This is a genomic window from Paenibacillus glufosinatiresistens, from assembly GCF_031470375.1.
GTDB classification, from domain to species: domain Bacteria; phylum Bacillota; class Bacilli; order Paenibacillales; family Paenibacillaceae; genus Paenibacillus_AQ; species Paenibacillus_AQ glufosinatiresistens.
In genome coordinates this window covers 247,513-273,744 of sequence record NZ_JAVFHT010000002.1, presented here as the reverse complement: position 1 = coordinate 273,744, position 26,232 = coordinate 247,513, and the positions used below count along the sequence as shown (strand labels likewise).

The window sequence follows — 26,232 nt, the reverse complement described above, 5'->3', positions numbered from 1 at the left end:
TTCAGCGTACCGTTCGGGTGAGACGAAGCGATCCGGACGGAAATCCAGTGTACAAGGTTAGCGTTTACTTAAAGAGACGGCACGGACCGTGGGGGTTGAAAGCATGTCCCGAACAACGAGAATCATCGGCGCTCTGTCCGCCGTGGTGATAAGTACGGCAGCGATGGCAGGCTGCAGCCTGGGAGGCGCGGGCGCGGATTCCGGTTCCAAGGAGCCGGCAGCCGCTACCGCCACGCCGAAAGTGACCATTCACATGATGCATTTATGGCCGGCGGAGAGCTCGGCGCAGCAGTATAAGCTGGTCTCGCAGATTATTGGGGAGTATGAGACCGAGCATCCCGGTATCCGGATTGAGCAGGAAGTGCTGGAGAACGAGCAGTACAAGAACAAGCTGAAGATTCTGTCGGCCTCCAACGAGCTGCCGGATGTCGGAATCACCTGGGCGGCCGGTTCAATGGAGCCTTTTGTCAAGGCGAATTTGTTCGCGCCGCTGGATGATCTGCTGATCGGACCGGAGCTCGGCGACCAGTTCGTGCCGGGTACTACGGAGGCGTTCGCGGTTGACGGCAGTACGTACGCGCTGCCGCTGGAGCTCAATATCTCCCCGGTCTACTACAACAAGGAGTTGTTCGCCAGGTATGGACTGAAGGTTCCGACCACCTACGATGAACTCAAGAGCATCGTCCGGACGCTGACGGACAACGGGGTCGCGCCGATCGCCCTCGGCAACAAGGACCGCTGGACCGGGTCGCTCTGGTACATGTATTTGGCGGACCGGATTGCCGGAAGCGAGGCGCTGAAGCAGGCCATCAGCGGCAAGGCTTCTTTTCAGGACCCTGCGTTCGTCAAGGCGGCGAAGGAAGTGCAGAACCTGGTTAAGATGAACGCCTTCTACAAAGAATTCAACGGGCTGTCCAACGAAGAGGGCAAATCCGTATTCGTCAGCGAAAAAGCGGCCATGTACCTGACCGGAACATGGGAACTTCCGAACTTTACAACCAACCCGGAGATTCCGCAGTCCTTCCGGGATAAAGTCGGATTCTTCAAATTCCCGACCTACAGCGGCGGCAAAGGAAGCATAGACAGCTGGGTCGGAGGCCCCGGCGTCGGACTGTTCGTGGCCGAGGAGTCGACGGTGAAGGAAGAGGCCAAGGCATTTGTCCAATATTTCATCTCCAAGTGGGGAGAAGAGGCCGTCGCCACGGCGGGCGTCATTCCCGCCACCAAAGTGGACACCGGAAGCGCCGGCCTGCCTGAATTGTACGTCGATCTGCTGAATGAGCTGAACCGGGCGAGCAGCCTGACGCTGTTCGCCGACGTGCAGATGAAGCCGGGGGCAGCTCAGGCCCATCTGGATATGATTCAGGCGCTGTTCGGGATGGCGATAACGCCCGAGCAGTTCGCCGCCAAGCATAAGGAGTGGATCGAGAAGGGGATCTGACATAAGAGGCCGCCGGAGAAACTTAGGAGGCGGCCTTGACTATCGGCAGGCCAATCATGTATATTAGTTATTGTCGCTGTCCGACTTACAAATGACGCGGGGTGGAGCAGCTCGGTAGCTCGTCGGGCTCATAACCCGAAGGCCGCAGGTTCAAATCCTGCCCCCGCAATTAATGAATTCCGGACTTCAGGCACACTGGCACTCACGTCATTCATTAGGGCCCTTAGCTCAGTTGGTTAGAGCGGTCGGCTCATAACCGATTGGTCACAGGTTCGAGTCCTGTAGGGCCCACTTTTCAGACCCCTTGCGCAGCAAGGGGTTTTTGTTGTCTGTGGGTCCTATAGAGAAGGAACCGTTTCTTGTACCTGCAAGTTTTTGATTCTTTTGCTACAATGGGAGATGGCTTTGTGCAAGCGTTTGCCTTAATGGGGGCTGCCTGGTCTGAAGGAGGACTTAGCCAAAAATCCGAATATAGACGGAGGGAAATGATGAGTACGGAACCTAAATCAGCGAACCGGCACATCTTGGACGAAATGAAGCGGTTTGTACCGGCGGAGGCCAATCGCGGTGTTTCCTTTACCAACAAGGAAGCGGCCTATTATTACACGCAATCTCATGTGAACGATCATGCGGAGCATGCGGAGTTCGAGGGCCTCCATCTGTACAAGCGCCAAATCTTCGGCGGCTATGAGCTGTGGGCGGATGGGCAGAAGCTGGACAATCGGCAGGCCGAGGTGTGGGTATATCCCTACAAGCTGGAGCGCAAGCATGGAGCGCTGACAGAGGAATTATGGATGTTCGATTATGCCAACGTTCTGGAGATTCGCCTTGCAGGCGCACAGGAGAGCATCGGAATCCGGCTGAAGGGCGAACAGGTCCGTTTGACGAAGGAAGCGGACGGACTTGCTGTGTTCACGGCGGCGGCAGAGGAATGGACCCTTGCTGTCGGTTCGGCAAGCGGTCTGCCGGTGAAGGTTCAGCAGGGAATCGTGAGCTCCGGCGGCGCGGCGGGCGGATTCTATATCGCGGCAGCCAAGACCGCAGAGGAAGCGGCAGGACGGATTCAGGATATTCGGAGAACCGGCGATGCCAGGAGAAAAGAACGGATGCAGCGCATGGAAACTTTTTTGAGCGAAAATGCCTATTTGGAAGGCGGCGGGGATTCCTTTGCCCTGGCTTTGAACTGGCTGCATATCACCATGGATCAGTTGGTGACCCGGCAGCAGGGGGACGGAATCTATGCGGGGCTTCCCTGGTTCAATGAGTATTGGGGCCGGGACCAGTTCATCTCTCTTCCGGGAGCGGTGCTTGTAACGGGGCAGTTCGAGACGGCCCGCAATATTTTGCTGTCTTTTGCCAAATACCAGAACACCGACGAGACCTCCCGTTACTTCGGCCGGGTTCCCAACATTCTCGCGCCGGAAAATATTGATTACCATACGACCGACGGGACGCCGCGCTTTATTATCCAGCTTCAGGAGTATGTTAAATATTCAGGGGACACGGCCGTCATTCCAGAGCTGTACCCCGCGGTGATGAACAGCATTGAGGGGGCAATCCGGAACTGGACGGACGATAAGGGGTATCTGCTTCATGACGACAACGAGACCTGGATGGACGCCCGCGACGCCGAACTGAAGTCCCTTTCGCCTCGCGATACCCGGGCCAATGATATTCAGGCGCTATGGTATCATCAATTGCTGGCAGGCGTCTACTTTGCGGAGTACATGAACGATTCAGGGTCCGCAGCCCGTTGGAGCGGCATAGCCGACAGGCTCAAGCGGTATTTTGAACACGATTATCGGGATGCGGAGCATGATTATCTGGCCGACCGCCTCGACAGGAACGATCAGCCGGAATTCTCGATTCGTCCGAATCAGCTGTTCGCGCTCGATATGATCGGGGACCGCGATTTTGTGGATCGTTCCGTCCGGACGGCCTGGGAGGAGCTGGTATACCCGTGGGGGACGGCTTCCCTGGACCGGCATCATCCGAATTTCCATCCGTACCATCTGACCGAGGACTATCACAAGGATGAAGCCTACCACAACGGCGCGGTCTGGCTCTGGCTGAACGGCATTGCGATGCAGCGGATGATCGAAGCCGGGCAGGAAGAAACCGCATTCGAGCTGTTCAAGAATATGAACCATCAGGCGCTGAACCTGGGCGTGGTCGGCGGACTGTGCGAGAATATGGACGCTTACCCGCGCGAGGGCCAGAGCTGGGCCAAGCTGACGGGCGCGTACCTCCAGGCTTGGTCAAATGCCGAGCAGCTGCGGGTATGGGTGCAGTATTTCCTCGGAATCCGGCCGGACATGATTAACCGCGTGCTGACGCTGGCGCCCCGGCTTCCCCGTGAGATCGAAGGTTTGCAGACACGGGTTAAAGTAAGCGATGGAAGCATTGGCCTCGTATACGAGCCTGGGGAAGAAGCACAGATTTATACCTACTCCTTTAACGGAGTCGGCATCACGGCGGTTATTGATATCGCGCCTTTTGAGGTGCTGCGCGTAGGCGTAACGGCGGGTTCCAAGCTGTCGATTACACGGACAGAGTGTGAACTGACGGCAGAGCTTGCGGATGGAACGGGTTCGACGCTGCAGAAGCTGAAGAGCCTGCCTTCCTCGGAGCGGTTGAAGCGGAAGCAGGATGAGCGGCGGGCTTTTGAAGGCGTGAAGTTCGCGGAACCGCTGACAGGGAAGGTGCACCCGGTTATGGAGGGGCGGAGGAAGCGGCGCAGGGAGTAGCACGAGTTCAGATGATTGAAGATCCGGACAGGTCATTCACGTAAAAGCGGCAGGCAAGGGAATCTTGCCTGCCGCTGTAGGGCCCACTACCCGAAACCCTTGCGCTGCTGCAAGGGTTTTTGGCTGTCTAGCCGAACACGCTGAATTTCTTGGTAGCCGCCCGGACCTTCTCGTCGCTTCCCCACAGGACCATGCCGGAGAGACCGGTCTCTTCCGTGGGCATTGAAGCGATCCGGAGGGCATACTGTTCAAAGGCATTGTTCATCGCTTGTCCGGTTCTCGAGAAGACGGCGAATTGCAGGGAGGTGTCGCTGGTATTTAAGCTTTGGATCAAATTCAGAAGCTGATTGATACCGGCTTTCAGAATAATCGTGCTGTACCGGATACCGGCATGGCATACTCCGTTCCGGTCAAGGACTGGCGCTTCGGCATAGAGGTCCGGTGTCATCCGGACGGCTTGCCCCATCAACAGAGCCGCTGCGTTCGCGGCAGCGCCGGATTCCAGGTTCTTGTCCACAAGAATGGCAATACGGTTCATGGGCGTAATCGGCTGTCCGTCATTTTGGTAAAACAAATCCATGGCATTCGGATCCCTTCACGTAGAATCTTATAGGTTGATAGTCCGTAGTAATCCGCACAGAGCTGGTTGGTAATACATACAGAGCTTTGAGGGTTCTCCAGAACCCTTCTGCAGGCTTCCGAGTTGGAAGCAACGCCGACGGTTTCCTGATACTCCGTATCAATTTCGGACAGCAGGTGAGTTGTTGCCGGATGATGGTAGACCTGTTCAGTGCTGAAGGACGGCACGGATTCCATTCCCCCGAGAACAAGCGCCGGAATTTGGCGGATAAAGCTTTCGGCCGCTTTCAGATCCCGGTCCATTATAAAGCGGCCCAAGTGGGGATAGGCAGCGGGCACCAACAGACAGTCGATTTTCTCGGAACGCAAATCCTCGGCGGCCGTCTCGAATAAAGGATAAGCCCTGATTTGATCGGCGTGATCCCATTCTTTAGCGACATGCATGCTGCACGTAAGAAATCCTTCCGAATCTCCCAGTGTTCCAAGAACGGAATAAGAACTGGTTGAAGTAATCACTTCCATTTCCTCCCTTAAATTTAAAATCAAGGATGATTCTAAGGGGGGGCTAATCGATTTTGTCAATTAACAATTTAATACATCAAAGAATTGACGTATTTATGCTTTAATGTTTTAATAAACCGCAATCCGGAATTGATTTACTTTAAAAACTGATATATATTTTATTCAAATTCAATTTTTATCCATTTATACAATTCTTTTAAAGGGGGAGAGAACGGCGATGGAGGCATTGGTCTACATATCGGATTTCAGATTGCCGTTTGTTTTGAATTTCATCCGGCCACTGAAACGATTTCCGCAGTACCGGAAGATCCTTGTCATTGAACGCGAAAATTTGCAGCAGGAAGAGGTTCTGGAGCCTTATTTCGATGAAATCCGGTTTATAGACCGACTGGAAGCGAGGGATCAGATCGCCCATCATGTTGAGGAAATCCGGCAGACGCACAGCATTGCGGCGCTTCTGACGCCCGGAGAGAATGCGATTGAGATTGGCGGGGAGATCCGTTCCGCTTATGGGATTCCCGGGCTTCAGAAGAATCAGGCGCTCGCCGTAAGGAACAAATGGATCATGAAGCAGATGCTGCAGCAGCGCGGAATTCGCACCGCCCGGGCGGTTGTTGCCATGAATATCGGAGACTATGAGGATTTTATAGAGAAGAACGGATTTCCTGTCATTGTAAAGCCCCTCAGCGGGTTCGGCACGATTAACACGTTCAAAATATCGGATGCGCAAGAACTGCGGAACTATATCCGCGATTTCCGCCGTAACGGACAAAGGGACCTATTGGAGGAATTCATTACGGGCAGAGAGTTTCACTGTGATTCCATCGTTTCCGCGGGAGAAGTGGTTTTCTCCTCGGTCTCCCAGTATCTTTTTAACTGCCTTGATATTGCCACCCAAGGGAAGCCTCCTGCCAGTATCACGATTCCCGACGGATCGGGTCTGGAGCACGTGGATCTTATCCGGGACATTAATCGCCGTGCAATCTCTGCGCTTGGAATCAATAATTCCGTAACTCATGCCGAGCTGTTTCTGACAGCCGAGGGTGAGGTTGTCTTTGGGGAGATTGGCGCCAGAATCGGCGGAGCCCAGGTCATGCCGCCATGCATCCGAAATACGCACGGCATTGATCTGTTCGATGCAATTAGCGAGCTGGAGCTAGGGCTTTATGAGCCAAAACGAAGAACGCCTTCTGATCAATTTACCGGCATGGTTTGCTTTCCGTCCCGTTCCGGCATCATTCAAAAAATTTCGCAAAAAGAGGACTATGCCGATGTAGAGGGGCTTCTTGACTTCAATGTTTCCTATCGGATCGGCCAGGAGGCGGGCGATGTGAGAGACACGATGACCCGTTCAGGATATGCCATCGTCGAAGGCCGTGATTTTGAAACTCTTCGTGAAACGCTGTTAGATATGTACCATCGTTTTGAAATCCAAGTGATGGCCCCCGAACCGGTCTGATGACTATCTATCAAGGAGCGAAGACTATTGAAATGGCTCAAAACGTACCACGGCTTGAGTAAAGAAGTCTATTATCTTTGTCTGGCGCGGACCATCAACAGTATGGGCGATTTCGTGTTCTCCTTAATTACGCTCTTCTTAACCATTCAATTGGGACTGAGCGCTTTGACCGCCGGAACCTTCGTGTCCATGGCAGCTCTGACCAGCGGTCCCGGTGTGCTGCTCGGCGGCTATCTTAGTGACCGGATCGGCAAGAAGATGGTTATTGTCCTGGGCCAGCTTGCAGCGGGCCTTATTGTTGCAGGATGCGCGTTGGTGCCGGGTTCTTACCTGGTGGCTTATCTTCTTATTGCGGTTATGTTCTTTCTCAGCATAACGCGTCCGGCTTACAATGCGCTTGTCATTCAGCTGTCTTCCGAAGAGAAAGAAAGAAAGACGATCTTCTCTCTGATGTATCTTGGCGTCAATCTGGGCATCGCGCTGGGACCATTGCTTGCGGGCTTATTTATCCGACACCATATGGATTATGTTTTTGGCGGAATCGGCGTTATTTTTCTGGTGTCCACGGCCATCATTCAATACAAAGTGAATATTTCCACAAAGTCGAATGCCGGAACAGCGCACCGCCAAGCCCCGGGAGCCGGCGTCCAGGCTTCGGAACCTGCGGCGGGATGGTACTGGGTTCTCCGGTTAAGACCGCTGGTGGCCTGGTTTGTCGTGATTTCCTTCCTGAATTATTTCATATACATGCAGGCTTCATTTAGCATTCCGCTGCAGATGAACACAAGCTTCGGGGACAGAGGGGCGACTTACTTCGGATACGTAATGACCGTTAATGCAATCACTGTCATTCTGGCGACGACGGTTCTATTGAATGTTACGCGATGGATGAATCCGCTGGTTGCGATAGCGGTAGGAGCGGTATTGTATGGAGCCGGTTTTGGGGGATTGTCCTTATTAAGTGCCCATCCTTATCTCGGCTTGGTAGCTGCTTCGACCGTGATTTGGACCCTGGGAGAAATCTTAATTCAAACCAATATTAATTTGTTCACGGCGTCCCGCGTCCCCGACACGCATCAAGGACGAATGAATGGAATCCTGCTGTTTGTCGGATGTCTCGGCTACACGCTGTGCCCGCCTCTGACAGGGGTGCTTCTGAAACAAATAAGCCTGGGTCGGCTATGGCTTCTGATACTCGCCTTAAGTCTGCTCTATTCGCTGCTAATGCTGGTTCTGCTCTACCGGGACAGAAAGAAAGAAGGGCAGGGGATAAACAAGCAGCCGCCTCTCTCCGAAGAACGTTCAGCACGGGCCTAACGAATGGCGTTTGGCACAACAAAACGGCAGCTCAAGGAGTCTTCTTGGCTGCCGTTTAGGATGTGCATTCAGTAAAAGGGCAAGCCGTCATGCCGGCTGCAGAGCCCCGCGGCCGAGTCAGTCCATCAAATCCCCGTCATCGGGATTCACAAGCTTTTGCAGAAGGTCCAGCGGTTCTTCCCAATCCATCAGGGTGCGGCAATAATCGCTGAAGCGGTCCGCTGTTCCCTTCAGCTTCGCTCCGGCATCGTAGAGCATCGGCAATTGTCCCATATTGTTGACTGTATTCACATCCAACACTCCTTTGATCTCATAATGGATGAAGGAGGCAACCCGTGAAATTGTACAGCCTGCGCCAGCGAAGGGGACAAAAAAGAGGCCCCGGAACAGGGCCTCTGCGTATTCGCAAATAAATAGACCCATCCACTGCTGACGAGGTTAGCTGACGGACTCGGGTAAGATGGTACCCTACATTCCTGTCACGGAATGATTCGCCCCAATTAACTGGTTCCCCCGCTTCTCAGCACAAGGCTGAAAATTAAGCGTAACTTCAGTATACCTTCCGCATTCCCGGAATGCAATCCCAAAAATGCCAGGCTTGGTTACATGAATCTATTACCCTCTAGGTGGGCGTTTGTAACAGCCGGGCGGGAAATCGGACCCGGATACCGGATGCTTCTACGGATTTTGTCCCGTGCTGCCGCCCGGAGCCTCCCGCCGGGCTTGGCCCCCGCCGCCGTCCGGGGCCTGATTCTGGTCCGTCCGGCCGCCGCCGTCCGGCCGCGGCCATTCCCTCTGCGGGGTTCCGCCCCGCATGCCGCCGCCCATTCCGGGGAACGAGCCGGACCGGGTGATTCTCTGGTCGGATATAACATGGCAGGCGGTCAGAAGCAGGCAGCTTGCCGCAAGCAGAAGGAGAAGCATCCGCCGTATCGCTCTTCGCATGTTAATCCCCCTCCCTGGCCGGACGGAGGCCCCGAATCGCTCTGAAGCCCATGCAGGCCAGCAGAATCAGCAGCGGGTACGTCGGATAAATATAGCGCGATTTGATCTCCCAGACGAGGTAGAACGCAATGAAGCCGAGAAGAATCAACACCGGAAGCGCTTCGTCGAACCGGCGGCGCCGGATGCTCAGAACCAGTCCCGCCAGCGTGCAGACATAGAGCAGGAAGTTGGCTGTATAGGCAATCCAGAGCAGCCCTGAACGTAAGGCGGAATCGCTGGTGAACGTGCGGGTCGCGGCGGTCTGGTAGCTGTAGCCGCCCATCAGGCTGCCTCTGCCCATTCCTCTCCCGCCCTCGCTTTGATTGCCTATGCCGTACCGGTCAAGCTGGTACGTTCCTTCCGTCCAGGTCCAGATCAATTTGCGGTAATACATGCCGACGAGTTCGCCGGGAGAAGCTTCGGACAGCTTGCGCCTGATCTCCTGCTTGAACAGCACGGAGCTGGCGGCTTGGTTGTACCCGGCCTCGTTCTGGTAAATGCTGTAGCTCTCCCGCTCGTCCCAGAACCCCCAGGTATCCGTGTTAAGTCCCATGTTCAGCCACATGTAGACGGGGGCGGAGTTCTTCGTCACCGGCTCGTTCGTAATGCCCGACGCCTGAAGAACGGCGTTCTGCGTCCAGGACGGAACGTTGAAGAGGCCCGCGAGGAGAACGAGAGCCAGCAGCGCCTTTTTGACGCCCACCGACCGCAGAGACAGCAGAATATACAGAATGGCGGCAATCAGAAAGAGGGCGCCGATGCTGCGAAAATAATTCCCGGCCGCCAGCAGCGCAGCCGACAGTGCAATCCAGCCAAGCGGCCCGCCGCGCCGGACGAACCGGATGCAGGCGTACACCGAGCCGGTCAGAAGGGCGGTGGCGATAACGTCGTTATAGATCAGATTGTTCATGAACAGCGCCGGCAGAAAAAACGCAGCCGCTAACAGCACGCCGTACCCCCGGCGCTCTTCCTTGGGGTTCAGCTCCCGGTCGATCCGATAGATGAGCCAGGCGGTCGCCAGCGTGAACAGGATGCTGAACAGCTTAATGGTCAAATAGTTGTCCGGGAACAGGGCAAGAAGGGTCCGCAGGTACAGCACGACCGAGAAATTGAACGGGAACATATACAGATACCCGCCGGACTGGAAGGAGGAGTAGTCATGATCGTAGAGCATATCCAGGGCGAGCGACAGCACGGTCTGGGAGTCATCGGTCGGCACGCGCGGGAACAGCAGAACAATGGCCGCTTGTACGGCGAAGGAGAGCAGCAGAACACCCGGAATTACGGCGCGCCGGGGATATTTCTCCAACCAGCGGGATAAGCGGTACAGGCCGGCTGCGCCCAGAAGGACGAGCAGCGACAGCGCAAGCAGAATCAAGGGCTTCTGGCGTTCCAGAATCGGGGTATCGCCGTAGACCCCGTAATTGTATTTGGCCCGCAGGAACAGCGACGAGACGACGAAGAGTCCCATGAACAGGGCGAGCAGCCCATAGAGCGTCCGGTTAACGGATCGGTGCAGCATGGCAGATCTCCTTTCTTTCAGCATAAGGCCCAGTCTACACACTAAGGTTGAAAAATAGCTGAAAGCTCACCTTCCCTAGCGCCCCCCCTAGAGGCGGTGGCGCTCCCGGAACGCAAGCGGCGTCATAGTAGCGGATCAAGGTAGGCGCAGAACAGCTCATCTTAATGCAATCTTAATGCGCAGCCGGAAGTCATAATACGACGCTGATCCGCCGCATGCTATACTATCAGATAATGAAATGAGCATATAAGCGTATCTGTAAATTGACAGAAGAAAGCGGGCTTGAACTGATGGAATCCGGCAGACGGGACGCGGCGCCGCGCGCCCGCGGGAAACTGAAGATCTTTCTTGGCTACGCGCCGGGCGTCGGCACTACCTATGCGATGCTCAGCGCCGGGCTGGAGGAGGGCAAAGGCGGAGCCGATGTGGCCGTCGGCGTTGCCGACGGACGGGGCCGGCCCGAGACGGAGGCGCTTCTGGCCGGGCTGAAGCGTATTCCGGCGTTGGGGCTGGGCGAAGCGAAGGAGGGGGCAGGCGAGCTGCATCTGGATCTGGCACTGCAGTGCAGGCCGGAGCTGATTCTGGTGGACGACCTGGCCCACGCGAACCGTCCCGGCGTCCGCCACAAGAAGCGGTATCAGGATGTGGAGGAGCTGCTCCGCGCCGGGATTGACGTCTATACGACCGTTGATGTCCGGCAGATCGAGAGCCTGACTGATATCGTCGCCTCCATCTCGGGAGCAGCCGCGCAGGAACGGGTTCCCGACCATGTGCTGGAGAGCGCGGACCAGATCAAGCTGGTCGATCTGGACCCGGGCGACCTGATTGAACGGCTGCGGCAGGGGAAGCTTGGCTCCTCCCGAGCGGAAGCGGCGGACGGATCGGGCCTGTATACCCGGGAGCGGCTGACGGCCCTCCGGGAGATTGCGCTTCGCTGTACGGCCCGGCAGCTGAACCGGATTGCCATCCAGATCAGCGACCAGGCCCGCAAGAGCGATTACGGCACCAAGGAGCATATTCTGGTCGGGCTGTCTTCCGCAGCCTCGAACCAGAAGGTCATCCGTACAGCCGCGCGGATGGCGGAGGCTTTTCACGGACGCTTCACCGCGCTCTATGTGGAGACGCCGGCCACCGTGGCGGCTTCGGCCCGGGACAAGGAGCTGCTCCGCAGCAATCTGCGGCTGGCCGAGCAGCTCGGCGCGCAGGTGGCCACGGTATACGGAGAAGACATTTCCGGACAGATTGCCGAATATGTCAAGGCGGGCGGGGTTTCCAAAATCGTGCTTGGCCGTTCCCCCGGCAGACGGAAATGGGCCAAGGGAAGCGTCGTAGACCGGCTGACCGCCCTTGTACCGGCGGTCGAAACCTACGTCATTCCCTATACGAACACTGCGCCGCGCCGGAATCTCCGGCGGCGGACCGGGCCGAAGCTGTCCCCGGCCGACCTGGCCCGGACCGCCGCCATCCTGGCGGTCTGCACCGGAATCGGCTTCGTGTTTCAGCATTGGGAGATGAAGGACGCCAACATTATAACGGTCTATATTCTCGGCGTTCTGCTGAATGCCATGGTAACCAAGGGCCGGCTCTACAGCGTAGCGTCGTCGGTGCTCAGCGTCCTGGTATTCAATTATTTCTTCACGGCGCCGTACTTCTCGCTCCGGGCGTATGATTCGGGCTATCCGGTCACGTTTGCGGTCATGCTGGTCTCCTCGTTCCTGACCAGCACGCTGACGACGCGGGTCCGGCAGCAGGCCCGCCAGTCGGCGCAGAAGGCGTACCGGACGGAAGTGCTGCTGGAGACGAGCCGCAAGCTTCAGCAGGCCGGGGACATCCCCGGCATTCTGGAGGAGACGGCCCGCCAGCTTGTGAAGCTGCTGGACCGAACGGTCATTCTCTATGCCGCCGGGGAGAAAGGGCTGTCCGAGCCGATGATCTTCACGAAGCCGGACGGCGGCCCTCTGCCGGGGGGCTATACGGACGAGAACGAGCGGGCCGTCGCCGATTGGGTCTACAAGAACGACAAGCGCGCCGGAGCGACGACCGACACCTTCTTCGGAGCGCGCGGGCTGTATCATGCCGTGCGCGGCGGCGGCCAGGTCATGGCCGTAGCTGCGGTGGTGATGGACGGAGAAGAGCCTCTGGGCGTATTCGAGCGCAGCCTGATGACCGCGCTGCTCGGGGAGAGCGCCCTTGCGCTCGAGAAGGAGCGGCTGAATGAACGCCAGCGGGAGATTGTCATGCAGATTCGCCAGGAGCAGCTTCGCGCGAACCTGCTGCGCGGAATTTCGCATGACCTGCGCACTCCGCTTACGAGTATTTCGGGCAATGCCGGCATTCTGGTCGGCAATTCCCGCGTGCTGACCGAAGAACAGAAGCAGAGTCTCTACACGGATATTTATGACGATTCCATGTGGCTTATCAGCCTCGTGGAGAACCTGCTCTCCATCAGCCGGATCGAGAACGGCAGCCTTAATCTGAACCTGCAGGCCGAGTTGGTGGAGGAAGTGGCGGCCGAAGCCCTGCTTCACCTCAGCCGGAACCGGGATAAGCATGTGATCCGCACGGAGATCGAGGGCGATCTGCTGCTGGCCCGGATGGATTCGCGGCTGATTGTCCAGGTGCTGATCAACCTGCTGGACAATGCGATCAAGTATACGCAGGAAGGCTCGCACATTACCCTGTCGGCCCGGCGGCAGGGTGCGATGGTCGAGATCGAGGTGGCGGACGACGGCCCCGGCGTCCCCGACGAAGCGAAGCTGCGCCTGTTCGAAATGTTCTACACGGCGGACAATGTCCGGGGCGACGGACGGCGCGGGCTCGGCCTGGGTCTGTCCCTGTGCAAGTCGATTGTGAACGCTCATGGGGGCATTATCGGCGTCCGGGACCGGATGCCCCGAGGAACGGTGTTTTATTTAACCCTGCAGGCAGCGGAGGTGAACCGTTATGAATAAGCCTTTTATTTTGGTGGTGGAGGATGACCGGCCGATCCGCAAGCTCATCACGACGACGCTGGAGACCCAGGGCTACCGTTATCAGACGGCGGAGACGGGCGAGGCATCCATTATCGAAGCGGTGTCCCGGCAGCCGGACCTGATGGTCCTGGACCTCGGGCTGCCGGATATGGACGGAGTGGACATTATTCGCAAGGTGCGGGCCTGGTCCAATCTGCCGATTATCGTCGTCAGCGCCCGCAGCGAGGACCGCGACAAGATCGAGGCGCTGGATGCCGGCGCCGACGATTATCTGACCAAGCCCTTCAGCGTCGAGGAGCTGCTGGCCAGGCTCCGGGTCAGTCTGCGGCGCATCCGCAACGACAGCGACAAGCTTCAACGGGATGCGTCCCGGTTCGTCAACGGACCGCTGCGGATTGACTATTCGGCGGGCTGCGTGTGGGTGGACGAGGAGGAGATCCACCTGACGCCGAGCGAATACAAGCTGCTGTGCCTGCTGGCGAAGAATTCCGGCAAGGTGCTGACGCACAATTATATCCTGCGCGCCATCTGGGGCAACCACCCTTATGATGTGCCGGCGCTTCGCGTGTTCATGGCGACGCTCCGCAAGAAGATTGAGAAAGGCTCCGGCCAGCCCAAGCTGATTCAGACTCATATCGGCATCGGCTACCGGATGCTTCAGGTCGGGGAAGAATCCTGACCCCCGCCATACCGTGTCTCCTGACGCCCTCCATCCGCGATACAGCGGATGGGGGCGTTTTTTTAATGCCATCTTTATTCGCGGTCCGGGACTCTAATCTCACGCTAACGGCGCCGGTGGTACGCTTGAATCGATTCTACTAAAGAGAGGTCGAGGGTCAAGATGCACGAAGCATGGGGATGGGCCGGAATGGGGGCAGCCTTTCTTGCGGCGGCAGCCGCCGCAGGCCGGGCGGTTCGGCTCCGGGAACTGAAGGGAACCGCAGAAGGGGAACCGATGTATGAGGATATGCAGGTCTACCGGGCGGCCGCCCGGTTCGCCGAGGGCGCTTCCCGCGCCGAAATGGCAGCGCTGTTGAACGGGAGCTATCAGTTCGACCGGCTGCGGATCGAAGAGACGCTCCGGCGGGCGCTGCCCGGCCGGGCAGACGCGGACGGCGGCTATGGCGCTTTTATCCGGGCAGTCAACCGGACGCTTGGGGAAGAGGTATACCGCAGCCGATCTTAACGCGATCTTAATCTGTTCCCGGCAGGTTCTAATCCTGAATTAACGGGGGAAATGCTACGCTTTAGAGTGTCCATAACAAGAGAAGCTTAAGAGAGTCGGAGGAGGAAATCGCGATGCTGGATGTGTACATGATTGCTCTGCTGCTGCTGCTTGGCGCCCTGATGGCCGGGCTGTGGAAGTGGGCTTCCAAGACAGTCGATGAAGGAAGTGAGCGGACATGATGGTAGTGCTGGCCGTCCTGGTGGCGGCGCTTTTTCTGTATTTGACGTATGCGCTCATCAATCCGGAGAAATTTTAACCGATCTTCTTAATTATTCAGGAGGGATTCCCCGTGACCATGATTTCGCTTATCGCCGTAGCGGCAACGATTATTGTTGCTCTGCTGCTGGCGCGCCCCGCGGGGCTGTACATCGCCAGAGTTTTTGATTACGAGGCAAGCCGGCTGGACCGCTGGTTCGGCCCGCTGGAGAAGCCTCTTTACGCCATCGGGGGAATCCGCAAGGAACAGCAGACCTGGAAGCAGTACGCCATGGCTCTGCTTCTAAGCAATACCGTAATGATTGCCATGGTCTATCTGATCTTCCGTATTCAAGGCTCGCTGCCGCTCAATCCGGCCGGCGTGCCGTCCATGGAGCCGACGCTTGCCTTTAATACGGCGGTCAGCTTCATGGCCAATACGGATCTGCAGCATTACAGCGGAGAGAGCGGCCTGTCGTACCTGTCGCAGATGCTCGGCATCGTCTTCCTGCTGTTCGTCTCTCCCGCTACCGGGATTGCCGGGGCGATGGCTCTGATCCGGGCGCTTACAGGCAAGCCGCTCGGCAATTTCTTCGTCGATCTGATCCGGGCCGTAACCCGGATTCTGCTGCCGCTGTCATTCATCGCCGCGCTGATCTTCGTTATCTTGAAGGTTCCGCAGACGCTCCAGGGATCGGCCATGGTACAGACGCTGGAAGGCGCGGCGCAGGAGATTATGCGCGGACCGGTAGCCAGCTTCCTGTCGATCAAGCAGCTCGGCAACAACGGCGGCGGCTTCTTCGGGGTCAACTCTGCCCATCCGTTCGAGAATCCGGGCGGAATCAGCAACGCGCTGCAGATTCTGCTGATGCTGCTGGTCCCGATGTCGCTGCCGTTCACCTATGGCAAAATGGTCGGGAACAAGAAGCAGGGCCGGGTGCTGTTCGTCTCCATGCTGGTGCTGTTCCTGGTTATGCTGTCCATATCGTTGACCAGCGAACGGGCGGGCAATCCGGTGGTCAATGCACTCGGCATTGATCATTCGCAGGGGTCAATGGAAGGCAAAGAGGTGCGCCTCGGCACGGTTCAGTCTTCGTTCTATTCCGTGGTGACGACCGCCTCGGAGACGGGAGCGGTCAACACGATGCATGATACGCTGACGCCGCTCGGCGGTCTTGTTCCGATGACGAACATGATGCTGAATACCGTGTTCGGGGGATCGGGCGTCGGTCTGATGAACGTGCTGATGTACGCGATGATCGCGGTCTTCCTCTCCGGTCTGATGGTCGGACGGACGCCGGAGTTTCTGGGCAAGAAGCTGGAAGGCAAGGAGATGAAGCTGATTGCGGTCACGCTCATTGTCAGTCCGCTGCTGATTCTGCTGCCGACGGCGCTGGCGCTGTACGCCCATCCGGGAACACTGTCCAATCCCGGCTTCCACGGTCTGTCCCAGGCGCTGTACGAGTATACCTCGTCGGCGGCCAACAACGGTTCGGGATTTGAAGGATTGGGCGACGCAACGCCGTTCTGGAATGTGTCCACGGCAATTGTCATGTATCTGGGGCGTTTCTTCTCCATGATTACGCTGCTGGCCGTAGCCGGGTCCCTGTCTGCCAAGCAGAGCGTTCCCGAGACAAGCGGCACTTTCCGCACCGATACAGCCTTGTTCGGCGCAGTCTTCATCGGCGCTGCGCTGATTGTGGGCGCGCTGACCTTCTTCCCGGCCGTCGCGCTCGGACCGATCGCCGAATTTCTGACCCTGAAGCCTTAACCGCCAACCGGATGGAGGAATAGAGAATGAGCAACCGAAAAAGCGCCATTTCGCGCGATATCGCCCTGGAGGCGATCAAACAGTCATTTATTAAGCTCGATCCGCGGATCATGCTCCGCAATCCGGTCATGTTCGTGGTGGAGCTTGGATTTATTGTAACCTTGGTTCTGGTGGTTAAGCCGGATGCTTTTGGCGGGGCGGTCTCCTGGGGCTTCAATCTGTCTGTTGCCCTGATCCTGCTCTTCACGGTTCTGTTCGCCAACTTCGCCGAAGCGCTGGCGGAAGGCCGGGGCAAGGCCCAGGCCGACTCGCTCAAGCGGACGAAACGCGAAATTACCGCGAACAAAGTGAGCGGGCAGACGATCAAGACGGTTCCTTCTACGGAGCTACGCAAGGGCGACGTCGTCGTGGTCTCCCAGGGAGAGATGATCCCGGGGGACGGCGAAGTCATCGAGGGCCTGGCATCGGTCGATGAATCGGCTATTACGGGGGAATCCGCGCCTGTCATCAAGGAAGCGGGCGGGGACTTCAGTTCCGTAACCGGCGGGACCAAGGTTATCAGCGACCGGATCAAGGTGCGAATTACGAGCGATCCCGGCGAGTCCTTCCTGGACCGCATGATCTCGCTGGTCGAAGGCGCCAAGCGCCAGAAGACGCCGAACGAAATTGCGCTGAACACCGTGCTGGTCAGCCTGACGCTGATCTTCCTGATTGTCGTGATTACGCTTCCTGTATTTGCTAATTATCTTGACATTACGCTCGATATTCCGATTCTGATCGCCCTTCTGGTCTGTCTCATTCCTACGACAATCGGCGGCTTGCTCTCAGCCATCGGGATTGCCGGAATGGACCGGGTGACCCAGTTCAACGTGCTGGCCATGTCCGGCAAAGCGGTGGAAGCTTCCGGGGACATCAACACCATCATTCTGGATAAAACCGGAACGATTACTTACGGCAACCGGATGGCGAGCGAGTTCGTTCCGGTCGGTACGTACAGCGTACAGGAGGTTGCGTCCTGGTCGGCGGCGGCTTCGATCCAGGATGAGACGCCGGAAGGCCGGTCGGTGCTGGAGCTGCTAAGCAAGCTGGGTCTGTCGGTGCCCGACAAGATTGCCGCAGGGGCCGAATTTATTGAATTCAAGGCCGAGACCCGGATGAGCGGCGTCGATCTTCCGGACGGACGCCGGGTGCGCAAGGGAGCGGTTGATGCCGTGAAGGAGTGGGTGGCCGCCCAGGGAGGCGTTATTCCCGAGGGATTGCAGGAGAAAAGCGATGCGATTGCCTCGGCAGGCGGCACGCCGCTGGCCGTCGCGGTCGACCAGACCATCTATGGCCTGATCTATCTCAAGGATACCGTGAAGCCGGGCATGAGGGAACGGTTTGACCAGATGCGGAAGATGGGCATCAAGACCATCATGTGCACCGGCGACAATCCGCTGACCGCGGCGACGATTGCAGCGGAGGCGGGCGTGGACGCCTTCATTGCCGAGAGCAAGCCGGAAGATAAGATTGCGGTCATCCGGCGGGAACAGGCCGAAGGCAAGCTCGTGGCGATGACGGGCGACGGTACGAACGACGCGCCGGCGCTGGCGCAGGCCGATGTCGGCATCGCGATGAACAGCGGAACCGTGGCCGCGAAGGAAGCGGCCAATATGGTCGATCTGGATTCGGACCCGTCGAAGATTATCGAGGTGGTGTCGATCGGCAAGCAGCTTCTGATGACGCGCGGCGCGCTGACGACCTTCAGCATTGCGAACGATATTGCCAAGTATTTTGCCATCATTCCCGCCATGTTCATGGTTGCCATTCCCGAGATGGATGCGCTCAATATCATGCGTCTGCATTCGCCGCTCTCCGCCATTCTCTCGGCGCTGATCTTCAATGCCGTCATTATTCCGCTGCTGATTCCGCTGGCGATGCGCGGCGTAGCCTACAAGCCGATGAGCTCTTCGCGGCTGCTCGGACGCAATCTGCTGATCTTCGGAGTGGGCGGTGTAATCGTGCCGTTCATCGGCATCAAGCTGATTGACCTGATTGTCCAATTTATGGTGTAGGAAGGATGCGTTGCAGATGAAGACGCTAATGATAACGATCCGAACAAGCCTGGCGCTTATGGCTCTTTTCATAATTTATCAACTGGCGGTAACGGGCATTGCCCAGATCGCTTTCAAGGACAGGGCGAGCGGAAGCATCGTCTACGGAGACAACGGCCAGCCGGTCGGCTCTGCGCTGATTGGCCAGGGCTTTGCCTCGCCGGGTTACTTTCACGGCCGCGTGTCTAGCATTGAGTACAATGCCGCCTCTTCGGGTACGCCGAACTACGCACCGTCCAATCCCGATTATCTGGCACGGGTGAGCGAGTCGGTGAAGCAGTGGAAGAAGGAGAATCCGGAGGTCCCGGTTGACCGGCTGCCGGTTGATCTGATTACTAATTCCGGCTCGGGTCTTGACCCGGACATATCGCCGGAAGCCGCAGAGGCGCAGATTCCCCGGGTAAGCCAGGCATCCGGCGTAGCAGAGGATGCGCTCCGAACGCTGGTCAAGGAGCATACGGCCGGCCGCCAGCTGGGGCTGTTCGGCGAGAAGCACGTTAACGTGCTGGAACTGAACCTGGCGCTGTCTAAGCTGGTGAAGCGGTAAAATCTAACCCTCCCTGTCCGCTCTGAAAGCGGACGGGGATTTTGGCGTTAACGAGGAAGGAGAGAAGCCGCAATGCCCCCTTATAAGCGCAAGACGCCTGAAGAAATTCTCTATTCGATCTACCGGCTGCACCGGGGACGGCTGAAGATCATCATCGGCTCCGTCAGCGGTTCGGGCAAGACCTATCACATGCTGGAGGAAGGCAAGCTCCTCCGCAAGCGGGGCATTGATGTCGTCTGCTGTGCGGTATCGACGATGCAGCGGGCGGAGACCGTGCAGCAGATGGAAGAGCTGGAGCGGATTCCGAGCATCCACTGGATGAACAGAAGCGGCAGGGAGAAGAAGGATCTGCCGCTGGAGACGCTGATCGAGCGCAATCCCGAAGTCGTGCTGGTCGACGGTCTGGCGCACCGCAACCGCGAGGGAGCCCGCCATGCGACCCGGCTGGAGGATATCCGCTATCTGATGGACAACGGAATCAGCGTGATCACGACAGTCAATGTCTATGAGCTGGAAGGGATGCAGGAACCCATCTTTCAGATGACCGGCATCCGTGCAGAAGAGACCGTGCCGCTGGATACGCTGGAGCTGGCCGACGAGGTGCGTCTGATCGACGTCTCGCCGGAGACGATTCTCAAGCGGGTCGAGGAAGGATTGCTCGGAGGCGAGACGCATCCGGCGCTGTCCCGGCGGGGCAATCTGGCGGTGCTGCGTGAAGCGGCGCTGCGGCTGGTCGCCGAAGGCGTCAACGATTCGCTGGAGAAGCACCGCGAAGAGAACGGCCTGTCGGGGCCGTCGGGCGCGGTGGAGCGGATTCTGGTATCGGCGCAGTATCACTGGAACGGCTCCCTCTATGTCCGCAGAGGCCAGCAGATCGCCAAGCGGCTGAACGGCGAGCTGATGGTGGCGACCTTTCTGGTCCGCGGCAAGGCGCTGACCCGGGAACAGCAGACGTTCAAACAGTCGATTACGAAGCTGGTCCAGCGTGTCGGCGCGCACTATGAAGAGCTGGAGCTGACGCACCCGCGCCAATTCGCGCCGGGGCTGGTCCGCTATGCCGAACAGCATAACGTGACCCGCATCGTCATGGGGCACTCCAAGAAGAACCGCCGCCAGGAACGGTGGCAGGGCGGGAGCGCCATCCGCGTCCTGCGCCGGACGCGGAGCATGGATCTGTTCCTGATGGCGGACCGGGCCGAGCGGGAAGGAGAGCGGATTCTGCCGATCAAGGCGGCGGGCGGCAAGCAGCCGGAGGACCCGTTCCACCGGCCGAGCAGCCAGGAATTGCAGCGGAAGATCGACCGTATCCGCCAGGGCACGCTGAAAGTCTACATCGGAGCCGCTCCGGGCGTCGGCAAGACATACAAAATGCTCCAGGAGGGCAACCTGCTGCTGCACAAAGGCATCGACGCGGTAGTCGGCCTGCTGGAGACCCACGGGCGCAGAGAGACCCGGGAGCAGATCGGCGCTCTGGATATCATCCCCAGGGCCCGGATTCCCTATCAATCCACTGTACTGGAGGAGATGGATACCGACGCCATTATCAAGCGGCATCCCGAGGTCGTGCTGGTCGACGAGCTGGCCCATACGAATGTGCCCGGCAGCCGCAACCGCAAACGCTATGAGGATGTGATGCGGCTCCTGGAGAACGGGATCTCGGTCATTACGACCGTCAATGTCCAGCACCTGGAGAGCCTGAACGATGCGGTCGCCCAGCTCACCGGCGTGCGGGTGCGGGAGACGGTCCCCGACGCCCTATTGAAGCGGGCGAACGAAGTGGAGCTGATCGATGTGACGCCCCAGATGCTGCAGGAACGGATGCGGGAAGGCAAAATCTACGCGCCCGACAAAGTGAACCAGGCGCTGGGATCCTTCTTCAAGCTGGGCAATCTGATCGCCCTGCGGGAATTGGCTCTGCGGGAGATTGCCGACGATGTCGACGAGCGGCTGGAGGCTTGGGACCGGGACGCCGCCCGGCGCGGCTCCTGGGGCCGGCAGGAGGCGATCTTCGTCTGTGTCGATCTGGGCCCGCAGGCGGAACGGCTGATCCGCCGGGGGTTCCGCCTCGCTCACCGGCTGAAAGCGCAGTGGGTAGTGCATTATGTACAGTGCGGCTCCTGCCGGACAGCGGAGGAAGAGAAACGGCTGGAGACGCTCCGGCTGCTGACTGGTCGGCTCGGCGGCAGACTGGAAGTGAGCGAAGCGGCCGGCGGAGCCAAGGCGCACCGTCATCTGCTGGAGCGGATGAACGAGCTGCATACCACACAGCTCATTATCGGACAACCGAAGCGCCGCCGATGGAACGGGTGGCTGAAGGAGAGCCTTGTCCATTATCTGCTGCGGAACGGCCGACACATGGATATGCTGATTGTGGCCGATTTCGATACGCGGAAGCCTTCTTGACAACCGGTGGAGATTTGTATACATTTGTATTCAAATTGACAGTGTGACAAGGAGGAGAACCGGTATGCGGGAAGGCGGAACTGAACATAGACGGCACCGCGACCATCGCGGAGAAGAAGGGCGGCACAAGGAGCTGCCGGAGCAGCGCTTCCACAGCGCCCAGACGTTCCGGCGGGGGCGGGCGCTTGCTTTTCTGGAGAAACTGAATGTCAAACGCTCCACGCTCCTGAGACAGCTGGCCCAGCCCGAGCTGGAGTCCATTCGTCCGGTCATCAGCGGAGAACTGAAGGCAGTGGACGCCATTATCCAGGAATTTATTCATACATTTGAGCTTCGCGAAGCTGTGGAAGGGGAGACACCAAATGACTGACATCCTGAAGACGATCCGTACCCGGCGAACGATCAAATCTTTCAAGCCGGACCCGATTGACGAGGCGCTGCTGCTCTCCTGGCTGGAGGCTGCCTGCTCCGCGCCGAACCACCGCATGACCGAGCCGTGGGAAGTGCGGCATGCGGGGCCCGAGACGCGGGCGAAGCTGGGCCACAAGACGGATTTCGGCGGTGCTCCGGTGGTGCTTGCTGTCCTCTCCAAGCCGGCCGCTACGCCGTTTGAGCGCGATGAGAATCTGATGGCGGTCTCCTGCTGGGTGCAAAATCTGCTGCTGGCCGCCCATGAAGCCGGCGCAGGCACCTTCTGGTCCTCGCTCGGCGCGCAGCCGCGCAGCCGCGAAATTCTGGGCGTTCCCGACGGCTACGACGTCGTCGGTCTCATCGGAATCGGCTATCCGGCCGAGATTCCGCAGCCGAAGCCCCGTAACCCGATCGCCGGCCGGATCGTTCCTCTGCCCTGAGGGCGGAGAGTTTCCCGAAGCCGCGAGGAGCTTTTTGCCGAACAGCCCATGCCTCCTATACCCCGTACACATATGGTATGGTGTAGTCAATTTTCTCTAGGAGGTAATGCGATCATGACTTGCGGTTGCGGCGATGTAGGAAACAACGGTAACGGTGGAACAGTAGTGGGTCCTTGGACTTCGACTGGCGCCATCCTCGTGCTCTTCATTCTGCTTGTTATTATCACAAAAGCCTGTCTGTTCTAGACCAGACCTCAGTCCCTGTGAGCCGTTATTCGCTTGACAAAGGAGGGGTTATGCATGGGTGAATCTGTCGGATACGGCGGTTGGACGTCGACCGGCGCCATTCTGGTGCTGTTCATTCTGCTGGTTATCATTACCCGCTCGTTCCTGATCTAACGAAGCGATTCTCCAGTGTAAACGCCGCGGGTCCAGAGCCCGCGGTTCTTTGCGCTTGCCGCTCCGGCGCGTATTCAGGCTGCCGGATGTCTTCTCAGGCCATTCGCGGGATTCTCGGGGAATCCAGACGGGCCGGAAAGGTTGTACATAGACTAACCCTGAATCAAAAGCTAAGGGGGAATGACGCAAATGGCAATTATAGCAGATGTGAGCAGAAGTGTGGCTTCTACGAGTACGGGCACGCTCAATCTTCCGATTCTCAGCGCTCCGAACGCCAATACACTCGCCGAATTCGGTCTGGCGGTATCGGGAATCGGAGCCGTTCAGCTGGGGGCGACCATCGGAATTCAGACGACGCTCGGCGTGCCGAACGTCATATTTACGATTCTGCGGGACGGCAACCCGGTCTTCAATGTCGGCGCCAGCGGGCTGTCCGTGCTTGCCATTCAACCGATCACAATCTCTTTCCTGGATCTGTCGGTCCCGGCCGGTTACCATGCCTATACCCTGATTGTCTCCAACAACAGCACGAACGTGGCCCTCAACCTGGCCAGCATCACCGGGCCGGTGGCATTCTCGGGAATCTCCATCAGCTGATCCAGGCTTTTGCAAGATTACCAGTTGCCAATTTCAGTGAACTCTCCTATGCTGTTTAGCGGGAGGGAGAGAGAGGATGAGAACGATCATACTGGCCGTCTCGGCGGCGGCGCTGCTGCTGCTTGGCGGCTGCGGCGGCGGAAAGAGCGCGCCCTTGTCGGAGCAGGAGACCCGGCAGGAAGTTCAGAACTTCTATGAGAAACTGGCCAAGCTCGACCAGGAATCCAAGGATTCCCTGGCGGCCTTCAACGAGAAGCTGGCCGATTATTCGGCGGGAAAGGCAGAGGCTCCGGAGCTGGAGAAGGCGCTGGATTCTTTTCAGGACGAGGCTTCCGACATTGCGGAAGACGTTCATAAGGTCCGGGTCCCCAAGGGCCTGCCGGACGCTGTCGCCAATCTGCTGAAAGAATCGAAGACGTCTTTTGAAGAAGCCTATTCCATGAAAGAGGAAGCTTCCAAAAGCGCCGCGTCCAGCGACGTCACGGCCGAACAGTTCGACCAATTGAACAAGAACGCCGATATTACGATGCTGTACGGCATTTCCAAGCTGAATGAGGCCCGCCAGGCCGTCGGACTTATGAAGTAGAACGCTGCGGTGCAGGGTTCAGCTCTTCGGGGGCCGCCGGTTCTCCGGGCGCCGGCTCGTAGGCAATCAAGGTGACGGGACGGCCGGCAAGCCGGGATACTTCCTGCTCCGCTTCCCGGATGAGCAGGACGGCGGCTTCCCCGCGGTCCAGAGCGGCTACCTGGTAGGAATCGCTGTGAATATCCATGGAATTTGTCCTCCTTATAGCTGGTCTGCTTCCTAGGTTGCTTCGGAGCGGCCTTATTCATTCCGGCAAAATCAGGTTTAGTCCGGCCGCGCGAGCCGCCGAATAGACCTGCCCGCCTCCGGGGATGCTATCGGCGAAATTCAAATCCAGCCAAGGAGGAATGGCTTTTGAACAAGCTGATGGCAAGTGTGGTCGGCAGCGTTGCGTTGTCGATGAGCCTTACCGGCGCGGCATTCGCTTCCGATGCCACGGTGACCGCCGACAGAGGCATCGCGCCTTTGATGAGTGAAATGCCGCACAAGGACACGCATATGCGCGGTCAGGGTGTCACCGACCTGAACGGCAATTATCACGGAACCAGCGGGAACAACTCCGGCGGACGGATTACCCCGATGAGTTCGGACCGGACCGGCAACGGAATGGGGACCGGAACCGGCACCGGCACATACCGGGGCATGGGAACAGGAACGCGCGACAGCATTACGCCGCTGAACACGAACAACGAACGCGGCCGTTACCGCGCGGCAAGCACAGGCAACAACGACAACAACAACTCCAACTGGGGTTGGCTGGGGCTGATCGGGCTTCTCGGCCTGGCCGGCATGCGCAGCCGCAACAGCGGAGAGCAGCGCCGCTAGGCGCCGCCTGCCTCACGGATGGGCCTCTTGCTTCCGCTTTGCGCGGGGGCGGGAGGCTCTTCTATTTTACAAAAGAAATATTGCGCCTCCCGGGGAAGCGTGCTATCATAATTTTTGTTGCTTTTCTTTGTGCCGGAGTGGTGGAATGGCAGACACAACAGACTTAAAATCTGTCGGGGGCAACCCCGTACCGGTTCGAGTCCGGTCTTCGGCATTATTGTAGAACACCGCATCTTTTATTTTGAGGATGTGGTGTTTTTTGTATCCAAGGAGGAATTTCAATGTCCAACCCTATGATTTATTTTCTCTGCACCGGGAACTCCTGCCGCAGCCAGATGGCCGAAGGCTGGGCCAAGAAGTGGCTCCCGAAAGAATGGGAGGTGTACAGCGCAGGCATCGAGACGCATGGGCTCAATCCGAATGCGGTGAAGGCGATGAACGAAGTCGGCATCGATATCTCCGGCCACACCTCGGATCTGATTGATCCGGATCTGCTGAACCGGGCCACGCTCGTCGTGACGCTCTGCGCCGACGCGGCGGACAAGTGCCCGGTGACTCCTCCGGGCGTAAGACGCGAGCATTGGGGATTTGACGATCCGGCCAGAGCGGAAGGCAACGACGAGGAGAAATGGGCCGTGTTCCAGCGGGTACGGGATGAGATCGGCGTTCGTATCCGGCAGTTCGCCGAGACTACAGCAGTTTCTCCATAATCATTACATCGATCGGCGCTCCGTCCAGAAGGCCCTGGTTCTCGAAGATGCCGACCTCGCGGTATTTCATTTTCCGGTACAGGCCCTGGCCCTGGTTATTGAAGGGGAAAGTGAACAGGATGATTTTGCGGAACCCGCTCAACCTTGCCTCTTCTTCCAGCGCCTGTAGCAGGAGGGATCCGACGCCCTGTCCGCGGTACTCCCTGCGGATGTAGACCGACAGATCGGCTACGCCGCGGTACGCGCAGCGGTGGGAGTAAGGGTTCAGCGATGCCCAGCCGACCGGGAGGCCGTTCCTCTCCGCAACCAGCACCGCATGTCTGCCCTGATGTTCTTCCATCCACCGCTTCATATAGGCCAGATCTTTGATCTCTTCTTCCAGCGTGGCAATCCGGTCTTCAATCCCCTGATTATAAATGTGCAACAGATCTTCGATATCCCCGGCTGCTGCCCGCCGGACTGCAAGTTCCTCCATGCTCTCCAG

26 protein-coding genes, 3 tRNA genes and 1 riboswitch are annotated in these 26,232 nt (G+C 58.1%); of the genes, 22 read left to right on the top strand and 7 right to left on the bottom strand.

The features are described 5' to 3' along the window. The first annotated feature begins 103 nt into the window (after positions 1–103). The 4 genes from RBI05_RS04365 to RBI05_RS04350 all read left to right on the top strand — a co-directional run bounded on the left by RBI05_RS04365 (position 104) and on the right by RBI05_RS04350 (position 4,188). Positions 104–1,441, top strand: coding sequence for an extracellular solute-binding protein (locus RBI05_RS04365; protein ID WP_310550234.1), 1,338 nt, complete (start codon positions 104–106; stop codon positions 1,439–1,441). 95 nt (positions 1,442–1,536) lie between these two features. Then, positions 1,537–1,610: transfer RNA gene (locus tag RBI05_RS04360), tRNA-Met, on the top strand. 48 nt (positions 1,611–1,658) lie between these two features. Further along, a tRNA-Ile gene (locus RBI05_RS04355) sits at positions 1,659–1,732 on the top strand. A 197-nt stretch (positions 1,733–1,929) separates the two neighbouring features. Next, the gene (locus RBI05_RS04350) at positions 1,930–4,188 is read left to right on the top strand and encodes an amylo-alpha-1,6-glucosidase (protein WP_310550233.1); all 2,259 of its coding nucleotides are present in this window, start codon (positions 1,930–1,932) and stop codon (positions 4,186–4,188) included. A gap of 127 nt (positions 4,189–4,315) precedes the next feature. Here the strand turns inward: RBI05_RS04350 and RBI05_RS04345 are convergent, their stop codons facing one another. Further along, positions 4,316–4,726 (bottom strand): DUF2000 family protein, encoded by a 411-nt coding sequence (locus tag RBI05_RS04345; RefSeq protein WP_310550232.1) that lies wholly within the window; start codon positions 4,724–4,726, stop codon positions 4,316–4,318. Next, positions 4,723–5,289, bottom strand: a complete 567-nt coding sequence (locus tag RBI05_RS04340; RefSeq protein WP_310550231.1) for a hypothetical protein — start codon at positions 5,287–5,289, stop codon at positions 4,723–4,725. Before RBI05_RS04340 ends, RBI05_RS04345 begins: the two co-directional genes overlap by 4 nt. Positions 5,290–5,506: 217 nt before the next feature. On the opposite strand from RBI05_RS04340, the gene RBI05_RS04335 reads away from it, so the two are divergent. Both RBI05_RS04335 and RBI05_RS04330 read left to right on the top strand, forming a co-directional pair. After that, on the top strand, positions 5,507–6,748 hold the full coding sequence (locus RBI05_RS04335; protein WP_310550230.1) for an ATP-grasp domain-containing protein: 1,242 nt from the start codon (positions 5,507–5,509) through the stop codon (positions 6,746–6,748). Positions 6,749–6,775: 27 nt separating this feature from the next. After that, positions 6,776–8,065 carry an MFS transporter gene (locus RBI05_RS04330; RefSeq protein WP_310550229.1) on the top strand — a complete coding sequence of 430 codons (1,290 nt, stop codon included), beginning with the start codon at positions 6,776–6,778 and terminating at the stop codon, positions 8,063–8,065. Positions 8,066–8,182: 117 nt separating this feature from the next. Here the strand turns inward: RBI05_RS04330 and RBI05_RS04325 are convergent, their stop codons facing one another. The 3 genes from RBI05_RS04325 to RBI05_RS04315 form a co-directional block, all read right to left on the bottom strand. After that, a complete protein-coding gene (locus tag RBI05_RS04325) occupies positions 8,183–8,356 on the bottom strand; it encodes a hypothetical protein (RefSeq protein WP_191089460.1) in 174 nt (57 codons plus the stop codon). A gap of 120 nt (positions 8,357–8,476) precedes the next feature. Beyond that, positions 8,477–8,620: riboswitch (cyclic di-AMP (ydaO/yuaA leader) on the bottom strand. Between the two features lie 123 nt (positions 8,621–8,743). Then, positions 8,744–9,010, bottom strand: a complete 267-nt coding sequence (locus tag RBI05_RS04320) for a hypothetical protein (protein ID WP_310550228.1) — start codon at positions 9,008–9,010, stop codon at positions 8,744–8,746. Between the two features lies 1 nt (position 9,011). Further along, positions 9,012–10,571: a glycosyltransferase family 39 protein gene (locus tag RBI05_RS04315; RefSeq protein WP_310550227.1), complete on the bottom strand. Its 1,560-nt coding sequence runs from the start codon at positions 10,569–10,571 to the stop codon at positions 9,012–9,014. 290 nt (positions 10,572–10,861) lie between these two features. Here RBI05_RS04315 and RBI05_RS04310 point away from each other — a divergent pair, with 290 nt between their 5' ends. The 13 genes from RBI05_RS04310 (at position 10,862) to RBI05_RS04250 (ending at position 24,213) form a co-directional block, all read left to right on the top strand. Next, the gene (locus RBI05_RS04310; RefSeq protein WP_310550226.1) at positions 10,862–13,522 is read left to right on the top strand and encodes a sensor histidine kinase KdpD; all 2,661 of its coding nucleotides are present in this window, start codon (positions 10,862–10,864) and stop codon (positions 13,520–13,522) included. Continuing rightward, complete coding sequence (locus RBI05_RS04305; RefSeq protein ID WP_150456854.1) at positions 13,515–14,222, top strand: response regulator; 708 nt, start codon at positions 13,515–13,517, stop codon at positions 14,220–14,222. The genes RBI05_RS04310 and RBI05_RS04305 overlap by 8 nt, the downstream gene beginning before the upstream one ends. Before the next feature lie 162 nt (positions 14,223–14,384). Beyond that, entirely contained in the window at positions 14,385–14,729 is a 345-nt protein-coding gene (locus RBI05_RS04300) for a hypothetical protein (RefSeq protein WP_150456853.1), read from the top strand. 217 nt (positions 14,730–14,946) lie between these two features. Beyond that, a complete protein-coding gene (kdpF, locus tag RBI05_RS19285; protein ID WP_150457041.1) occupies positions 14,947–15,027 on the top strand; it encodes a K(+)-transporting ATPase subunit F in 81 nt (26 codons plus the stop codon). Between the two features lie 42 nt (positions 15,028–15,069). Next, entirely contained in the window at positions 15,070–16,737 is a 1,668-nt protein-coding gene (gene kdpA, locus RBI05_RS04295; protein WP_310550301.1) for a potassium-transporting ATPase subunit KdpA, read from the top strand. A 26-nt stretch (positions 16,738–16,763) separates the two neighbouring features. After that, a complete protein-coding gene (gene kdpB / locus RBI05_RS04290; RefSeq protein ID WP_150456852.1) occupies positions 16,764–18,791 on the top strand; it encodes a potassium-transporting ATPase subunit KdpB in 2,028 nt (675 codons plus the stop codon). A 16-nt stretch (positions 18,792–18,807) separates the two neighbouring features. Continuing rightward, a complete protein-coding gene (kdpC, locus tag RBI05_RS04285; RefSeq protein ID WP_310550225.1) occupies positions 18,808–19,377 on the top strand; it encodes a potassium-transporting ATPase subunit KdpC in 570 nt (189 codons plus the stop codon). 72 nt (positions 19,378–19,449) lie between these two features. Continuing rightward, positions 19,450–21,780, top strand: coding sequence for a histidine kinase (locus tag RBI05_RS04280; RefSeq protein ID WP_310550224.1), 2,331 nt, complete (start codon positions 19,450–19,452; stop codon positions 21,778–21,780). Positions 21,781–21,844: 64 nt separating this feature from the next. Next, entirely contained in the window at positions 21,845–22,150 is a 306-nt protein-coding gene (locus tag RBI05_RS04275) for a hypothetical protein (RefSeq protein ID WP_310550223.1), read from the top strand. Further along, on the top strand, positions 22,143–22,631 hold the full coding sequence (locus tag RBI05_RS04270; protein WP_150456848.1) for a nitroreductase family protein: 489 nt from the start codon (positions 22,143–22,145) through the stop codon (positions 22,629–22,631). Before RBI05_RS04275 ends, RBI05_RS04270 begins: the two co-directional genes overlap by 8 nt. A 300-nt stretch (positions 22,632–22,931) precedes the next feature. Continuing rightward, positions 22,932–23,030 (top strand): YjcZ family sporulation protein, encoded by a 99-nt coding sequence (locus tag RBI05_RS04260; protein ID WP_223879758.1) that lies wholly within the window; start codon positions 22,932–22,934, stop codon positions 23,028–23,030. Between the two features lie 189 nt (positions 23,031–23,219). Continuing rightward, entirely contained in the window at positions 23,220–23,627 is a 408-nt protein-coding gene (locus tag RBI05_RS04255; protein WP_150456847.1) for a hypothetical protein, read from the top strand. 76 nt (positions 23,628–23,703) lie between these two features. After that, the gene (locus RBI05_RS04250) at positions 23,704–24,213 is read left to right on the top strand and encodes a hypothetical protein (RefSeq protein WP_150456846.1); all 510 of its coding nucleotides are present in this window, start codon (positions 23,704–23,706) and stop codon (positions 24,211–24,213) included. Here the strand turns inward: RBI05_RS04250 and RBI05_RS04245 are convergent. Beyond that, complete coding sequence (locus RBI05_RS04245; RefSeq protein ID WP_310550222.1) at positions 24,203–24,400, bottom strand: hypothetical protein; 198 nt, start codon at positions 24,398–24,400, stop codon at positions 24,203–24,205. The genes RBI05_RS04250 and RBI05_RS04245 overlap by 11 nt on opposite strands. Positions 24,401–24,567: 167 nt before the next feature. Here RBI05_RS04245 and RBI05_RS04240 point away from each other — a divergent pair, with 167 nt between their 5' ends. From RBI05_RS04240 to arsC, 3 genes are all read left to right on the top strand, one after another. Continuing rightward, a complete protein-coding gene (locus RBI05_RS04240; RefSeq protein ID WP_150456845.1) occupies positions 24,568–25,038 on the top strand; it encodes an acid shock protein in 471 nt (156 codons plus the stop codon). Between the two features lie 131 nt (positions 25,039–25,169). Then, positions 25,170–25,252: transfer RNA gene (locus RBI05_RS04235), tRNA-Leu, on the top strand. A 67-nt stretch (positions 25,253–25,319) separates the two neighbouring features. Next, complete coding sequence (arsC, locus tag RBI05_RS04230; RefSeq protein WP_310550221.1) at positions 25,320–25,748, top strand: arsenate reductase (thioredoxin); 429 nt, start codon at positions 25,320–25,322, stop codon at positions 25,746–25,748. Here arsC and RBI05_RS04225 read toward each other — a convergent pair. Further along, positions 25,729–26,223, bottom strand: a complete 495-nt coding sequence (locus RBI05_RS04225; protein ID WP_150456843.1) for an arsinothricin resistance N-acetyltransferase ArsN1 family A — start codon at positions 26,221–26,223, stop codon at positions 25,729–25,731. The two genes, arsC and RBI05_RS04225, sit on opposite strands and share 20 nt — an antisense overlap. Positions 26,224–26,232 lie beyond the last annotated feature (9 nt).

Coding starts and splice junctions, on each gene's coding strand:
- RBI05_RS04315 (WP_310550227.1), bottom strand. CDS start 10,571: ATGCTGCACCGATCCGTTAACCGGACGCTCTATGGGCTGCTCGCCCTG.
- RBI05_RS04310 (WP_310550226.1), top strand. CDS start 10,862: ATGGAATCCGGCAGACGGGACGCGGCGCCGCGCGCCCGCGGGAAACTG.
- RBI05_RS04255 (WP_150456847.1), top strand. CDS start 23,220: ATGGCAATTATAGCAGATGTGAGCAGAAGTGTGGCTTCTACGAGTACG.
- RBI05_RS04300 (WP_150456853.1), top strand. CDS start 14,385: ATGCACGAAGCATGGGGATGGGCCGGAATGGGGGCAGCCTTTCTTGCG.
- RBI05_RS04260 (WP_223879758.1), top strand. CDS start 22,932: ATGGGTGAATCTGTCGGATACGGCGGTTGGACGTCGACCGGCGCCATT.
- RBI05_RS04245 (WP_310550222.1), bottom strand. CDS start 24,400: ATGGATATTCACAGCGATTCCTACCAGGTAGCCGCTCTGGACCGCGGG.
- RBI05_RS04280 (WP_310550224.1), top strand. CDS start 19,450: ATGCCCCCTTATAAGCGCAAGACGCCTGAAGAAATTCTCTATTCGATC.
- RBI05_RS04320 (WP_310550228.1), bottom strand. CDS start 9,010: ATGCGAAGAGCGATACGGCGGATGCTTCTCCTTCTGCTTGCGGCAAGC.
- RBI05_RS04340 (WP_310550231.1), bottom strand. CDS start 5,289: ATGGAAGTGATTACTTCAACCAGTTCTTATTCCGTTCTTGGAACACTG.
- kdpB (WP_150456852.1), top strand. CDS start 16,764: ATGAGCAACCGAAAAAGCGCCATTTCGCGCGATATCGCCCTGGAGGCG.
- RBI05_RS04250 (WP_150456846.1), top strand. CDS start 23,704: ATGAGAACGATCATACTGGCCGTCTCGGCGGCGGCGCTGCTGCTGCTT.
- RBI05_RS04365 (WP_310550234.1), top strand. CDS start 104: ATGTCCCGAACAACGAGAATCATCGGCGCTCTGTCCGCCGTGGTGATA.
- RBI05_RS04225 (WP_150456843.1), bottom strand. CDS start 26,223: ATGGAGGAACTTGCAGTCCGGCGGGCAGCAGCCGGGGATATCGAAGAT.
- RBI05_RS04345 (WP_310550232.1), bottom strand. CDS start 4,726: ATGAACCGTATTGCCATTCTTGTGGACAAGAACCTGGAATCCGGCGCT.
- arsC (WP_310550221.1), top strand. CDS start 25,320: ATGTCCAACCCTATGATTTATTTTCTCTGCACCGGGAACTCCTGCCGC.
- RBI05_RS04270 (WP_150456848.1), top strand. CDS start 22,143: ATGACTGACATCCTGAAGACGATCCGTACCCGGCGAACGATCAAATCT.
- RBI05_RS04305 (WP_150456854.1), top strand. CDS start 13,515: ATGAATAAGCCTTTTATTTTGGTGGTGGAGGATGACCGGCCGATCCGC.
- RBI05_RS04275 (WP_310550223.1), top strand. CDS start 21,845: ATGCGGGAAGGCGGAACTGAACATAGACGGCACCGCGACCATCGCGGA.
- kdpF (WP_150457041.1), top strand. CDS start 14,947: ATGATGGTAGTGCTGGCCGTCCTGGTGGCGGCGCTTTTTCTGTATTTG.
- RBI05_RS04350 (WP_310550233.1), top strand. CDS start 1,930: ATGAGTACGGAACCTAAATCAGCGAACCGGCACATCTTGGACGAAATG.
- kdpC (WP_310550225.1), top strand. CDS start 18,808: ATGAAGACGCTAATGATAACGATCCGAACAAGCCTGGCGCTTATGGCT.
- RBI05_RS04335 (WP_310550230.1), top strand. CDS start 5,507: ATGGAGGCATTGGTCTACATATCGGATTTCAGATTGCCGTTTGTTTTG.